Here is a 13,373-nt window from a genome sequence, read left to right as displayed (position 1 = left end):
GCTCGACTTCGACGGAATCGGGGGCGTCAGCGAGCGTCGTCCGCCAGCAGGTGGGCGTCGATGTAGTCGTCGAGTTCGCGCCGGGTCGCCCGGAGCACCTCGGCGTCGTCGTCGGTGGTGACCCGGCCGAGCATCGACCCGTTGACGGTCGTCACCAGGAGCGCGGCGGTCCGTTCGGGGTCGACCTCGCGGAAGACGCCTCGGTCGACGCCGTCCCGGACGACGTCGGCGATCTTCTCGCGGAGGTACCGGTCGGTCCGGGTGAAGTGGTCGCGGTAGGCCTCGTCGTGGGACGCCTGCGCCCGGAGTTCCATCATCGCGCCCGTGAACTCGTAGTGCTCGTCCTCGATCGCCGGGTCGAGGATCTGGTCGAGCATCGTCCGGAGGTGCTCCTCCGGGTCGTCGTGATCCTCCCTCGGGACGTTGGCCTGGAAGTCCTCCAGCATGTACTCCAGGAACTCCACGAGCAGTTCGTCCTTGCCGTCGTAGTGGTGGTAGAGCAGCGACTTGCTCTTCGCGAACTCGTCGCCGATGCGCTGGATGGTGAGGTTGGCGTAGCCGTGCTCGCAGAGGGCGAGGAACGTCGCCTTCATGATGGCGGTCCGGGTGTCGTCGGGGGCGTCCTCGAAGAGGTGGGCCGGCGGCATGTGATTGAATATTCAATCACGGCATTTAGGGGTTCGCATCCGCTCGTCCCGAAGCGGCCGTCAGTGGGTCGCAGACCGCTCGACGACGTATGATTGAATGTTCATTCAAAAGGTATTTGTGGGTCAGTCTGCTCTTCGGTACTGTGAACGCAATCGACGCTCAGCACCTCGCGCTGACGTACGCCGACGGGACGGAGGCCGTCAGGGACGTCTCGTTCTCCATCCCCGAGGGCGAGTTCTTCGGCTTCCTCGGCGCGAACGGCGCGGGAAAGACCACGACGATAAAGATGCTCGTGACGCTGTTGCACCCGACCGAGGGGAGCGTGACCGTCAACGGGTACGACGTCGAGGACGAGCCCCGGGCGGTCAGGGAGTCGATCGGGTACATGGCCCAGGAGACGAGCATCGACCCCGAGCTCACCGCGCGCGAGAACATCGAGTTCGCGTGCGGCGCCTACGGAGTTCCCCGGGGCGAGCGGGGCGACCGCATCGACCGCCTGCTGGACCTCGTCGACCTCGCGGACGTCGCCGACAAGCAGGCCAAGGGCTTCTCCGGCGGGATGAAGAAGCGCCTCGACGTCGCCACCGCGCTGGCCCACGAGCCGCCCGTCGTGTTCCTCGACGAGCCCACGACCGGGCTCGACCCGAAGGCGCGCAACCGGCTCTGGGACTACTTCGAGCGCATCAACGACCGGGGGACGACCATCTTCCTCACCACCCAGTACCTCGAGGAGGCCGACCACCTCTGCGAGCGCATCAGCGTCATCAAGGACGGCGAAATCGCGATCACCGGGTCGCCGAGCGAGCTCAAGTCGCAGGTCGGCGGAGACGTCCTCGAGATCGAACTCGACGAGCCCACGGACGAGGACGTCGAGCGCGCCCGCGACATCGCCGTCGAGTCCCGCCTCGTCGACGACGAGGAGGCGGTCGAGCCGACCGACGACGGCATCCTCGTCACGTCCTCGGAGGCCCGTCGGCACGGCACCGACCTGCTGGTCGCGCTCCGGGACGCCGGCCTCACCATCGTCGGGTTCAACGTCCGGAGCCCGACGCTCGACGACGTGTTCCTCGCGATCACCGGCGAGGAGTACGACCCCGAGGCCGACGCGGACGATGGGGACGCCGGGGCCGAGCGGAGCGCGCGGTCCCCGGGGGTATCGCAATGAGTGCGGACACCGAGACGGACGGTGGGACCGCCGCCGCCGGTGCCGAGCGCGGCCGGAAGACCACCGGGAACGGCTTCCTGACCGACACCTGGGTCAACCTCAAGCGCTGGCTCCGCAAGACGGTCCGGAACCCGTTCGTGATGACGTTCTCGCTACTGAACCCCATCATGTTCCTGGTGCTGTTCACCGAGGTGTTCGGCCAGATCACCGGCGGCGCCATCGGTCGGAGCGTCGGCGCCGACGTGAGCTACGTCACCTACCTGGTGCCGGCCATCGCGATCCAGGTGTCGCTCATCGCTGCGACCACCTCCGGCATCGGGCTGGTCGAGGACATCGAGTCGGGGATGTTCGAGAAGGCGCTCGTCTCGCCGATGCACCGCGGGGCGGTGTTCCTCGGCAAGTCGCTCTCGGAGGTGATGCGCATCGTCGTCCAGGTCTGCATCATCCTGACGTTCGGCTACGTCCTGCTGTGGTTCGACGCGGGCGGGAACCCCGGCGAGTACATCGCGACCGGGTTGCTCGGCGGCGCCGGCATCGTGCTCGTCGGCATCTTCTTCTCGATCTGGTTCACGGCGTTCTCCAACATCATGGCGCTGGTCACCCGCGACCAGGAGTCGACGATGATCTCGGTCAACATCCTCCAGTTCCCGCTGCTGTTCCTGTCGAGCGCGTTCCTGCCGCTCGAAACCCTCCCGGGATGGGTCCAGACCGTCGCCGCGCTCAACCCCATCACGTACGGCGTCGACGCCGCCCGCGCGCTGATGTTCGGCCAGGACGTGATGACGGTCATCGACGTGACGGCGTTCGGCGGCATCTGGAACACGCTCGTGCCGGCGTTCGCCGTGCTCGGCGTCCTCGACCTCGTGCTCGGCGGCGTCGCGGTCTACTACATGGCCCGGGCCACGAGCGCGGAGGCGCGCTGAATCGCCGGCGTCACACTCCGAACGCCCTCCTCCTCCTCCTGCCCGTCCTTTGAGCAGTCGGGACCGTCCGCGCTCCGCGAATGCCGACTGCCGTCGCAGTCCGTCCGGAATCCGGTTCGGATCCGCCGGAGTCCGTTCTCCGACAAGGAAGTAACGACCGCGTCGGAAGTCCGTCCTCTCGGACGACAGGGGCGCGCAGTTCGCGCGAACGGCCATCACATTTAGCGAGCGCAAGCCGCTATCTCTTCGGAAATGCAGTCTAACGCTTCCCCGCAGTGGGAATACCGCACCGTCCAGCCGCCGCGCGAACCCTCGATGAAGGAGGCCCGCGATCCGACGACCGCGCTCAACGAGGCCGCGGCCGACGGCTGGGAGCTCGACGAGACCATCGACTACGTCGGCGGCGGGACCAAGTTCCTGGTGTTCAGACGACCCGTTTCCGAGTCCGACGCGGGGACCGCCGATGAGTGAGACCGGCGAGTCCGAGGAGATCCGGTCGCCCAACACGCTCGAGGAACGGATCGACCTGAACCGATTCTACGACTGGTTCCTGCTCGGGGGCAACCGGTTCGCCGCGACCGGCCTGCTGGCGGGGGCGGTCTTCGGCGGGTTCATCCTGACCAGTACCGTCATGTTCCCGTCGCTGCAGTCCGAGATCCGGTCGGCCGACACCGTCGAGACCATGTTCTCGACCATGATCGGGACCGTCATCACCGGGACCACGCTGGTCGTGACAATCAGCCAGCTCGTCATCTCCCAGGAGAACGGACCCCTGGGCGATCAGCGCCAGCGGATGAGCGACGCGATGGACTTCCGGACCTACGCCACCAACCTCTTCGAGGCGGCGCCCGAAGCCGACCCCGGTCAGTTCCTGAGCCAGATCCTGGAGGCCAACAAGCGCCGCGCCGACGATCTCGAAGTGGACCTCGAGGACAACGACGACGAGAACCTCCGCCGGCAAGTCGGCGAACTCGTCGACAGCCTCCGGAACAACGCCGACACGGCACTCGACGGACTCGAGGGGGCGCAGTTCGGCACCTTCGACGTGCTGAGTGCCGCCCTCGACTACAACTACGCGTGGAAGATATACCAGGTCGAACGACTGACCCGGGAGTTCGCCGACAGCCTCGACGAGGACGACCGGGAAGCGTTCCACGACCTGGAGACGGCGCTGACCATGTTCGGCCCGGCCCGCGAGCAAATCAAGACGCTGTACTTCCAGTGGGAGCTCATCGACCTCTCGCGGTACATCCTGTACGCCGCGGTTCCGGCGCTGCTCGTGGCCGGGTCGATGCTCGCGTTCGTCGGCGCGGAGACGTTTCCGAACGCGACGCTCGGCGTGCCGAACGTCACGTGGGTCGTCGGGGGCGCGTTCACCGTCACGCTCGTCCCGTTCCTGCTCTTCCTGACCTACATCCTGCGCATCGTGGTCGTCGCCAAGCACACCCTCGCGATCGGTCCGTTCGTGCTCCGACAGTCGTACTCCTGAAGACGCATGATGGTCACTCGCTCCGTCCGACGCCGGTTTCGGCCCGCAACCGATGGGCCCGGAAACGGTCGAATGAACGCAGGCTATTCCGCGGAGGCGATACGAACGTGAGTTCGGACTGGGACACGGCGGGGAACACGGTGACCCAGTCCGAGGACCCGGGCCGGAGGCGGGTCGTCCACGAGTGGGTCTTCCTCACCGGGAACCGGATGCGGCTGGCCGGCGGGCTCGTGCTCGCGGCGCTGGTCGCCTTCGGCCTCCTCGAACTCTGGGTCGCGTTCGACCGGTACGACGTGACGGCGTTCCTCTACCTGACGGCGGCGGTCATCGGCGGGAACTTCACCCTGATTACCATCGTGCTCTCGATCAACCAGCTCGTCATCTCCCAGCAGCTGAGCGCGCCCGGCGAACTCGAGGCCGAGATTAAGGCGAGCACCGACTACCGGGACACCGTCACCGGCATCCTCGACCGGGATACGACCCCGGCGACGCCCGCGGCCTTCCTCGAAGTGCTGTTCAACGGCGTCAACCACTCCCTGAGGACGCTCGCCGAATACGGGGACGCGAGCACCGACGCCGAAGCTGAAGGCGAAATCGACGACGTGGTGACCTCGCTCGGCTCCCACATCGACACCATGATAGCGAAGCTGGAAGAGTCGAACCAGACCGTGTTCAGCGCGCTCGTCCTCACTCTGAACACCAACTACTCCGAGGAGATCACCGAGATCGCGCGACTGAAGGCGGGACTCCGGGACGCGGGCGGTGCTCCGCCGGAAGTGCGGGACGAACTCGACACGCTGGTCACGCGACTCAAGCAGATCGACGTGGCCCGCCAGTACCTGAAGACCCTGTACATGCAGCAGGAGCTCGCGCGACTGTCCAGGCGACTGCTGTACGTCGGCGGCCCGACGATATTCGCGTCGATATCGCTCCTGGCACTCGCGATTCTCGGCGACACCGGTCCCCTCGACGCCGCCCAACTGGCGTGGCTGTTCCCGTTCTTCGTGGCGCTCAGCGTCGCTCCGCTGGCGGTCCTGGTGTCGTTCATCCTCCGGCTGTCGGTGGTGGCCGAGCGGACCGTGGCGGTGACGCCGTTCACGACGTCGACCCAGGAGGACCCGTCGGTCGTCGACATCACGCAGGACTGACGAGGCGGCGCACCGTTCCGGTCGACCCGCTCGGCGAACGGGTTCCGTGGGCGCAAATAACGTCGGTGAGAATTGGTTAGCCTACTCTGCGGCGACCATCTGCGAACCCGCGCTCCCCCTGAGCGCTGGCGCCTGCGGCCCTATGACCGCAGACGCGTTCCCCCGCTCGACTACCGTGGCGTCGAGGTCGGCGTTCAGCACAGAGTGTTCGAAGTACGTCCGGTCGTACGTGGTCGAGTCGTACCCGCCGTAGAGGTCGAGCGCCAGGCGCTCCCGACCGTCGGCGAGCGACGCGAGTTCGGCGTCGTCGAACCGGACCAGCAGCGAGTCGGTGCCGGGCACGTACCTGACGTTCTCGGCGGCGACCGACCGCGTGCCGGGCGCGGACATCCGGAAGGTGCCGGGGACGAAGCCGTCGTAGTCCTCGGGCGCAGGCACCTTGAGGACGAGCTTGCCGTTCCCGTCGAGGCGGACGTCCGCGCGCCCGACGTGGACGTCGACGCGCTGCATCCGGCCCTCGACGGCGGGCGAGATAGTGCCCTTCGCCTGCATGTAGTCGATGACGATCTCGGCGAGCAGCCTGTCGGTCTCACCGACGACCGGCGCGTCTTCGAGCGGGTAGCCGTCACCGCCGCCCTTCATGAAGGAGTTGACCGCCACCTCGTAGGTCTCGTCGTCCTCCAGTCGGACCCACTCGGCGGGGTCGTCGGGGCCGGCCGCGTTGACGTACACGTCCCGAATCTGGCGGGTCCCGTTGTGGGCCGCCCACTCGAAGCGGACGCCGCTGACCTGCTGGCCGATCTGGGCGCCCGACTGCCGGCCGGCGTCGCTCTCCAGCGTGACGACCTGGCTCGCCAGCGCCTCCTCCAGCTCCGCGCCGGTCAGGTTCACGGTGACGACCGTGTTGCCGAACGGCAGGGTGTTGAACACGTCGCCGCCGGTGATGTTCCCGGGACCGTAGACGCTGTCCGAGCGGATGCCGCCGGCGTTGGTGATGGCGACGGTCGCGCCGGTGGCGTTCCGCATCGCGTCGGTGACGAAGTTGCCGTAGTTGGTCTCGCCGTGGTAGTTCGCGTCGAAGGTAGCGTTCAGTTCGACCTCGCTTCTGGCGACTACCGTGTCCAGCTGGGCCTCCGCCCGATACTCGTTGATGATGCGCGAGGCCGTCTCGTTCTTCGGGATCGCGTCGGTCACCTCGATGAGCCGCCCGTTCCAGGCGACGACCTCACCGCCGCTGACGGTGAGGTTGATCTCGCTGAGGTACTGGGCGCGAGCGACGCTCTCGGTGATTATCGTGCCCGACGTCTCCTTCGGCGGGTACCTGATCTCGTCGTCGCCGACCGCGATGACGTCGACCGCGCCGCTCGCGTTCGCGAGGTGCTTTGCCTGCGGGACGCCGGTGTGGGCGAGCGCGACGACCACGTCGACGTCGCGCTCCTCTTTCAGCATCTCGGCGGTCCGCGCGCCGACCCGGGTGAAGTTCCCGAGTTCGAGCCCCTCCGCCGCGAAGTCGATGTTGGTCTTCCCGTAGGTGGCGTCCCTGTCGAGGAGCCCGATAACGCCGATTCTGGTTCCGTTCCGCTCGACTATCTCGTAGGACTCGGTGCCGTCGAACGCCTCGCCGGTCGAGGCGTTCACGAGGTTGGTCGCCAGCCACGGGAACTCGGAGGCCGCGGTGAAGTTATCGACCTCCGCGAGGCCGTAGTCGAACTCGTGGTTCCCGATGACCTCCGCCGCCGGGTCGAGTTCGTTCAACACCGCGACGGGCGCGCGCCACTGGCTCACCGGGCCGAGCGCGTGCGGGCCCACCTCGTCGCCCGCGCCGACGAGGACAGTCGGGTTCTCGTGGGCGGCCCGCCGACGGTCGATGAGCGTCGCCAGCCGCGAGAAGTTGCGGTCCTCGGCGGCCGCGGTCTGGATGTCGTTGTACGAGAGGATCGTGACGGTGGTGTTGTTCTCGGCCTGGGCGCCGACCGACGCCGGACCGGACGGGTCGTCGCCCGCGGCGCTGATTTCCGCGCTCGTCGCCGAGTCCGCCCCAGCGTCGACCGACGCCGCGACTCCGACGCCGGCCGTCGCGCCGGCGACGACTAGCAGTAGCGTTACGACGGTCGCGATGCTCGCACTGGATGGTCTGTGTCGCACTGTGTTCCCCCCGACTGGACTGCTACGCGGTAGCTGTTAACGTTGACTATGAGGCGAATCCAGTCGACCGGACGGGACCGTAGGCCGACAGTTGGCGACCGGACGGGAACATACTTCGATAGAAAGCTGCCGAATCGAGGACGAAAACGGACGGACCGCCGACGACCGCCTCAGATCGACGCGGCGTCGCCGAGTCCGCCGTCGACGAGCTGGATGAGCACCGCGGCGATGCCCGTGCCGGACGACCAGATGGCGGTCTCCTCGGCGAGCGGGGAGTCGCCCCGCCGGTCCCGGACGCTCAGCAGCACCGTCTCGCGGTCGACCACGAGGACCTTCCCCACCGGGGCGCCCTCGTGGGGATGGTCGTCCGGAAACCGGGGAACCTCGACGTCGGTCTCGGCGAACAGTTCGGCGGCCCCGTCGCCGGCGACGGTCACCGCGACGCCCGCCTCGGCGCGCTCCACGAGGTGGGCCGCCACCTCGTCGGGCAGGTCGTCGGCGTTCCGACCGACCGCGAGGAACACGCTGTCCTCGGCCTCCTCGACGAGCTGCGCGACCCGGTCGTCGATGGCGGTCCGGCCGTGGACCGTCCAGATGTCCTCGCGCTGCTCGTCGGCGTCGCCGGCCTGCTGACGGGCGGCCTCGAGGAAGTCGAACGCCCGCTCCTGGGTCCGCTCGAACTCGCCGCGGAGGTGCGACCGGGCCGCCTCCAGGCTGACCGGCCGGTACTGGATGGGCTTGGACTGCTGGACCTCGACCAGCCCGCGCTCCTGGAGCGACTCGGCCGCGCCGTACACCTGCGACCGGGGCACGTCGGTCGTCCGGTGGACGTCCCGGGCGGTCGCGACGCCGAGTCGCTGGAGCGCGGCGAACACCTTCGCCTCGTAGTTCGACAGTCCCAGGTTCTCGAGGGCTCCGATGGCGTCGTCCTCGTCCATCAGTCCTCGGTGGCACCTCCGTTCGCGACCGCGGCGCCCCGCTCCGTCGCCGCCTCGCCGGTCTCGCCCGGCCCGAGGTAGCGCGTCCACAGCACCAGCATGCTGGGCAGCACCAGCACGCTCGCGAGGAACGCGTAGATGATGGTCAGCCCGGTGATGATGCCGAACTGCTGGAGCGCGGGCAGGATGGCGAACGCGAGTACGCCGAAGCCGCCGACCGTGGTCGCCGCGCTGCCGAGCAGCGCGCCGCCGGTGCCGGTGACGCTCTCGCGCATCGCCGCCCAGATGGTGTCCCGGCGGCCGAGTTCCATCGTGTAGCGCTCGCTGAGGTGGATGCTGTAGGCCACCCCCAGCCCGACGGTCAGGCTGGTGATCATCCCCGTCAGGACGTTGAACGGCATCCCGAGCAGGTACATCGTCCCGAGGATCCACGAGACACTGAACGCCACCGGGAGCAGGGTGATGGCTCCCAACGTCGCGCTGCCGTGGGCCAGCCGGTAGGCCAGCATGAGGAACGCGAACGTCGCCGCCAGCGTGATGAGCAGGCTCTCGATGACCGTGTCCAGGAGCTGATCCTGAACGATCTCGAAGACGATGGGCTGGCCGGTCGCGGTGGCGTCCAGGCCGTCGCCCGCGATGCCGTCGGCGATGCTCCGCATCTCCTCGGTCACCGTCGACGAGGAGGCGCCGCCCTTGACGGAGACGACCATCCGGGCCGCGGCGTACTCGTCGTCCTCGCGGTTGACGACGCCGGCAGCCTCCTGCGGAGCGACCTCGAACAACTCGTCGTACACCCGCTCGACGTTGCGGTCGGGCACGCCGTCGCCGTCGGTGTCGGCCGCGGTGAACGTCGCGTTGAACGTCTCGTTCTGCGCGGCGACCGACTCCATCACCGAGAGCGGACTCCGGATCTGGGGTTCGCCGTTCGAGAGCACGACCACCACGTCCTCCTTCTGGGCCGCGGTCTCCGTGGCGGCCTCAAGCTTCCGGAGCGCTTGCGGGGTGGCGACGTCGCCCTCGACCAGTATCTGGGCCTGCGAGTCCTGGCGCAGGAAGTTCTGGTTCACGAACTCGAGGTTCGCCTTCGCCGAGTAGTCGCCGGGGACCATCGGTCCCGGCAAGCGCTCCGTCCAGGCCGGCGGGTCCTCGGCCAGGAAGTCGGTCTGGTCGAAGGTGGTGTCGACCTGGGTCGCGCCGTACGCGCCGCCGGCCGACAGCACCAGCGTGACCGCCAGCACGACGTACGGCGCCCGCCGGGCGGCGACCGCGCCGACCGACAGCACCGACCCGAGCACGCCGCCGCTGGTGCCGAACGCGCGCTTCTTGCGGTCCCAGCCCCGGGATTCGAGGAAGCCGTCTATCTCGACCTTCAGGGCCGGAATCAGGCCGCCGAAGACCACGAGCGCGGCCGCGATGCCGACCGAGCTCACGATGCCGAAGTCCTGGATGGGCGGTAGGGGGCTGACCAGGTTCGAGAGGAAGCCGATGACCGTGGTCGCGGTCACCCAGACCAGCGCCACGCCGACGCTCGCGAGCGCGACCGACATCCCCTCGCGGACGCTCTCGCCGTCGTGTTCCTCGCGCTCCTCGCGGTGGCGCATGAACACGTGGATCGCGTAGTCGATCGACAGCCCGATGAGCAGCACCGGCACCGCGATGAAGATCTGGTTGAACGTGATGTCGGCCCAGCCCATGAAGCCGAACGTCCAGACGAGCACCGCGCCGATGCCGAACACGCCGAGCGCGATGTCGAGCAGGTCGCGGTAGGCCACGAGCAGGGTCAACACGACGAACAGCAGCGCCAGCGGACCGACGATGGCGATGCTGTCGGTCATCGACTGCTCGGTCTCCTGGCTGATGATGCCCGCCCCGAATACCATGACCTCCCGGTCCATCGACTGGTGGGCGAGATCCTGGATGGCGATCTGGGTCTCGACGAGGGCGTCCGAGGAGCTCATTCCGCCCATGCCGCCGCTCCCCAGGTCCTGGAACACGACGAGCATCGTGGCGTTGGCCTCGGTGCTCCCCGGCTCGTAGGAGGTGGGCATGAACGCGAACGCCTGGCTCGCCACGCCCTCGCCGCCCTCACTCAGTACCGTCTCGACGGTCGACTCGACTTCGGACCGGTTCATCGACCGGAGCTGCTCGATCTGGTCCTCCAGCGAGGGCGCGGAGGCGTTCTGGAGCTGCTGGCGCTGGGCCTGCAGCGCCTCGGCGTCCCCCCTGAGCTGCTGACCGCGCTCGCGCAACTGCTGGCCCTGCTGCTGGAGCTGCTGGTACTGGCTCGCCAGCACGCCCCGCGTCCCGAGCCGGTAGACCTGCTCGAACTGCGATCGGATCTCGGTCGCTCGCTCGCGGTAGGTCGACTGGTCGACCTCGCCCCGCTGGTACGAGGCGTTCAGCCGGTCGAGCCGGAACTGGAGCCCGCGGACCTGCTCGTACGCGCGCACGAACGTCGTCGACTGGTTCTCGTTCAGGCTCGCGATGGCCGCGGCCCGGACCTGCTGGAGTTCGGTCTCTATCTGCGCGGACCGCTGCCGGTACGACGAGTTGTTGACCTGGCCCTGCTGGTACGAGGCGTTGAGCCGGTCGTATCGAGCCTGCAGCCCGCGCGTCTGGTTCAGCGCGTCGCTCAACCGGGCCGCGGTGAGGTTGAGTTCCCGGCTCTGCCGCTGGAGCTCGGCCCGCGACTCGTTGAGCGACTGGCGGCGCTGCTGGAGCTCCGCGCCCGACTGCCGGAGCTCGGCCGCCTGCTCCTGGCGGATGGCGACCGTCGCGACGATGTTGGCCACGCCCGTCGTGGGGGTGTCGTTCGCCAGACTCGCCCGTATCGTCCCGTTGGCGCGCAGCGCCTGCTGGAGTTCGAGGGTCTCGACCAGCCCGCCCTTCGAGAGGACGTTGCCGTTCCGGTCCCGGACGATCACCTGGACGGTCGTCGTGTTCTGCTGGCCGGTGTCGAAGTTGGACTCGATGTAATCGAGCTTCTGGGCGGCCGTGCTATCGCTCTGGAACTGGTCGAGCGACGACGACTGCTCGACCATCGGCGCGCCCGCCCCGACCAGCACGGTCAGGACGAGCAGCACCACGATGACTTTGCGACTGTGCTCGGTGATGACGGCGAAGAGATCGCTCGCGTTCACGACGCGACCCTCCGCGCGGCTGACTGCCTGAACATGTGTTCAACGCTGTTGTTAGAATGGTACTAACAGCACGTCCATAAAGGCCTTGATTCGAAGACGGCCGTTCGGCGGGCGTCGGACCGCGACAGCGCCGCGATGCCGGGCGAGCCGCGACCGTCCGCCGGAATTTGACGGCTACGGAAGCTATTAGGCGTCCGGGGGACAGTGACGGAGTATGCGAACGCCGCGGACCGATTCCGGCGTCGACCGACGGGTCAGCACCGCAGTGGTGACCGCGGTGGCGGAGGCGGAGGGTCGCTCGCCGACCGACCTCGTGCCGCCGCTGCACGACGCCGTCGACCCCGAGGCGCTGGACCGACTGTTCGAAGACGACCGGCCCCGATCCGAGAGCGAGCCCCGCGTCTCCTTCACGTACTGCGGCTACGATGTGCGCGTGGGCGGTCCCAACGACGTCGTCGTCCGCCCCGCGGACGAGTCCGGCGCCAGCCGGGTCGTCTGACTCCCGCCGGCGCGCCCGGTCCGACGCCCGACCGAGAGGTCAGACCGCTCCGGCATCGTCAGATCGTTCCGAGATTGTCGGACGGGTCCGCGAGTTGAGTCGACGGGTCCCGGAAGACGGTCAGTAGCGACAACCTTTTCGGGATTTCGCGGGGAAATCTAGTCGATGGTAGAACTCGCGACGCTCGCACAGGTAGCCGGCGGCCTGGTGCTCCTGTTCGGCAACGCCTACTTCGTGACCATCGAGTTCGCGATGACTCGCGTCAGGCAGTTCACCGAGGGCGAGTTCCAGGGGTCGTCCGGCCTCGAACGGGCGTGGGAGATGACCGACCGCCTGGAGATCTTCCTGTCGGGGTGCCAGCTCGGTATCACCGTCTGCAGCGTCGGCCTCGGCGTGGTGGCCGAACCCGCGCTGGCAACGCTGCTGACGCCCGTTGTCGAACTGACCGGCGTCGGCTCCCACGCGCTGGCGGCCATCGTGGCGCTGGGTATCATCAATATGCTGCACGTCGTCGTCGGCGAGCAGGCGCCGACGTACCTCGGTATCGAGCGGACGAAGACCGTCGCCGCGTACGGGTCGGCCCCGCTGTACTACTGGACGAAGATCCTGTCGCCGGTCATCATCCTCGCGGACAAGACCGCGAAGTGGCTGCTGTCGCTGTTCGGCGTCGAGATAACCCGGTCGTGGACCGAGGCCGAGACCGAGGAGGGCGCCCGCGAAGTGTCGAGCCGAGGCGACGCCCGCCGGGAGATGGGCGACATCCTGAGCCAGGCCGGTCTCGACGACGAGCGCGAGGAGGAGGTCATCGCGGCGCTCGACATCGACACGATCCCCGTCCGCGACATCATGGTCCCGCGCGAGGAGATCGTCGCCCTCTCGACCGCGGACGCCATCGAGGAGAGCCTCCGGCGGGTCCGGAACGAGCCCCACACCCGGTTCCCGCTGATCGGCGAGACGCTCGAGGAGTTCGTCGGCATCGTCTACACGCCGCCGCTGCTCGGTCGCGGGGAGGAGTTCCGCGACGGGTCGCTGACGTGGGAGGACGTTGCGACCGAGCCATTGACGGTGGACGCCGAACTCGCCGTGAGCGACCTCGTCGACCGATTCCAGGAGCGGCAGCACGAGCTGGCGCTCGTCACCGAGGACGGGGAGGTCGTCGGGATGGTCACGGCGACCGACGCGTTCGAGGCGATGATGGGCGAACTCGAGGACCCCTACGACGAGGAACCGCCCGACGCGCAGGTGTGAATCCGGGTTCACACCTCCGGGACCGCGGCC

11 protein-coding genes are annotated in these 13,373 nt (G+C 68.2%); 7 read left to right on the top strand and 4 right to left on the bottom strand.

Translation table 11 applies throughout. The features are described 5' to 3' along the window. Positions 1–26: 26 nt before the first annotated feature. A complete protein-coding gene (locus tag DVR07_RS06605; RefSeq protein ID WP_115795945.1) occupies positions 27–647 on the bottom strand; it encodes a TetR/AcrR family transcriptional regulator in 621 nt (206 codons plus the stop codon). A 143-nt stretch (positions 648–790) separates the two neighbouring features. Between DVR07_RS06605 and DVR07_RS06600 the strand changes: the two genes are divergently transcribed. The 5 genes from DVR07_RS06600 to DVR07_RS06580 all read left to right on the top strand — a co-directional run bounded on the left by DVR07_RS06600 (position 791) and on the right by DVR07_RS06580 (position 5,373). Then, on the top strand, positions 791–1,813 hold the full coding sequence (locus tag DVR07_RS06600) for an ATP-binding cassette domain-containing protein (RefSeq protein ID WP_115795944.1): 1,023 nt from the start codon (positions 791–793) through the stop codon (positions 1,811–1,813). Continuing rightward, positions 1,810–2,736 (top strand): ABC transporter permease, encoded by a 927-nt coding sequence (locus DVR07_RS06595; protein ID WP_115795943.1) that lies wholly within the window; start codon positions 1,810–1,812, stop codon positions 2,734–2,736. The genes DVR07_RS06600 and DVR07_RS06595 overlap by 4 nt, the downstream gene beginning before the upstream one ends. Before the next feature lie 252 nt (positions 2,737–2,988). Continuing rightward, complete coding sequence (locus tag DVR07_RS06590; protein WP_115795942.1) at positions 2,989–3,207, top strand: hypothetical protein; 219 nt, start codon at positions 2,989–2,991, stop codon at positions 3,205–3,207. Beyond that, on the top strand, positions 3,200–4,225 hold the full coding sequence (locus DVR07_RS06585) for a hypothetical protein (RefSeq protein WP_115795941.1): 1,026 nt from the start codon (positions 3,200–3,202) through the stop codon (positions 4,223–4,225). Before DVR07_RS06590 ends, DVR07_RS06585 begins: the two co-directional genes overlap by 8 nt. Positions 4,226–4,332: 107 nt before the next feature. After that, positions 4,333–5,373 (top strand): hypothetical protein, encoded by a 1,041-nt coding sequence (locus DVR07_RS06580; protein WP_115795940.1) that lies wholly within the window; start codon positions 4,333–4,335, stop codon positions 5,371–5,373. Between the two features lie 81 nt (positions 5,374–5,454). Here DVR07_RS06580 and DVR07_RS06575 read toward each other — a convergent pair whose 3' ends face one another. The 3 genes from DVR07_RS06575 to DVR07_RS06565 all read right to left on the bottom strand — a co-directional run bounded on the left by DVR07_RS06575 (position 5,455) and on the right by DVR07_RS06565 (position 11,497). After that, the gene (locus DVR07_RS06575) at positions 5,455–7,518 is read right to left on the bottom strand and encodes a bifunctional metallophosphatase/5'-nucleotidase (RefSeq protein ID WP_205254492.1); all 2,064 of its coding nucleotides are present in this window, start codon (positions 7,516–7,518) and stop codon (positions 5,455–5,457) included. A 170-nt stretch (positions 7,519–7,688) separates the two neighbouring features. Further along, positions 7,689–8,456 carry a TrmB family transcriptional regulator gene (locus DVR07_RS06570; RefSeq protein WP_115795939.1) on the bottom strand — a complete coding sequence of 256 codons (768 nt, stop codon included), beginning with the start codon at positions 8,454–8,456 and terminating at the stop codon, positions 7,689–7,691. After that, on the bottom strand, positions 8,456–11,497 hold the full coding sequence (locus DVR07_RS06565) for an efflux RND transporter permease subunit (protein ID WP_115796319.1): 3,042 nt from the start codon (positions 11,495–11,497) through the stop codon (positions 8,456–8,458). Before DVR07_RS06565 ends, DVR07_RS06570 begins: the two co-directional genes overlap by 1 nt. A 313-nt stretch (positions 11,498–11,810) precedes the next feature. Here DVR07_RS06565 and DVR07_RS06560 point away from each other — a divergent pair, with 313 nt between their 5' ends. Both DVR07_RS06560 and DVR07_RS06555 read left to right on the top strand, forming a co-directional pair. Beyond that, positions 11,811–12,095 carry a HalOD1 output domain-containing protein gene (locus tag DVR07_RS06560; RefSeq protein WP_115795938.1) on the top strand — a complete coding sequence of 95 codons (285 nt, stop codon included), beginning with the start codon at positions 11,811–11,813 and terminating at the stop codon, positions 12,093–12,095. 165 nt (positions 12,096–12,260) lie between these two features. After that, complete coding sequence (locus DVR07_RS06555) at positions 12,261–13,343, top strand: hemolysin family protein (protein ID WP_115795937.1); 1,083 nt, start codon at positions 12,261–12,263, stop codon at positions 13,341–13,343. Positions 13,344–13,373 lie beyond the last annotated feature (30 nt).

It is taken from the genome of Halorussus rarus (genome assembly GCF_003369835.1).
GTDB classification, from domain to species: domain Archaea; phylum Halobacteriota; class Halobacteria; order Halobacteriales; family Haladaptataceae; genus Halorussus; species Halorussus rarus.
Note: the sequence above shows the minus strand (reverse complement) of the source record. Positions and strands in the feature narration are given on the sequence as shown.

What these genes read in the sequence shown, in the direction of transcription:
- DVR07_RS06605 (WP_115795945.1), bottom strand. Translation starts at nt 647, where the DNA reads ATGCCGCCGGCCCACCTCTTCGAGGACGCCCCCGACGACACCCGGACC.
- DVR07_RS06585 (WP_115795941.1), top strand. Translation starts at nt 3,200, where the DNA reads ATGAGTGAGACCGGCGAGTCCGAGGAGATCCGGTCGCCCAACACGCTC.
- DVR07_RS06560 (WP_115795938.1), top strand. Translation starts at nt 11,811, where the DNA reads ATGCGAACGCCGCGGACCGATTCCGGCGTCGACCGACGGGTCAGCACC.
- DVR07_RS06555 (WP_115795937.1), top strand. Translation starts at nt 12,261, where the DNA reads ATGGTAGAACTCGCGACGCTCGCACAGGTAGCCGGCGGCCTGGTGCTC.
- DVR07_RS06570 (WP_115795939.1), bottom strand. Translation starts at nt 8,456, where the DNA reads ATGGACGAGGACGACGCCATCGGAGCCCTCGAGAACCTGGGACTGTCG.
- DVR07_RS06595 (WP_115795943.1), top strand. Translation starts at nt 1,810, where the DNA reads ATGAGTGCGGACACCGAGACGGACGGTGGGACCGCCGCCGCCGGTGCC.
- DVR07_RS06565 (WP_115796319.1), bottom strand. Translation starts at nt 11,497, where the DNA reads ATGGTCGAGCAGTCGTCGTCGCTCGACCAGTTCCAGAGCGATAGCACG.
- DVR07_RS06590 (WP_115795942.1), top strand. Translation starts at nt 2,989, where the DNA reads ATGCAGTCTAACGCTTCCCCGCAGTGGGAATACCGCACCGTCCAGCCG.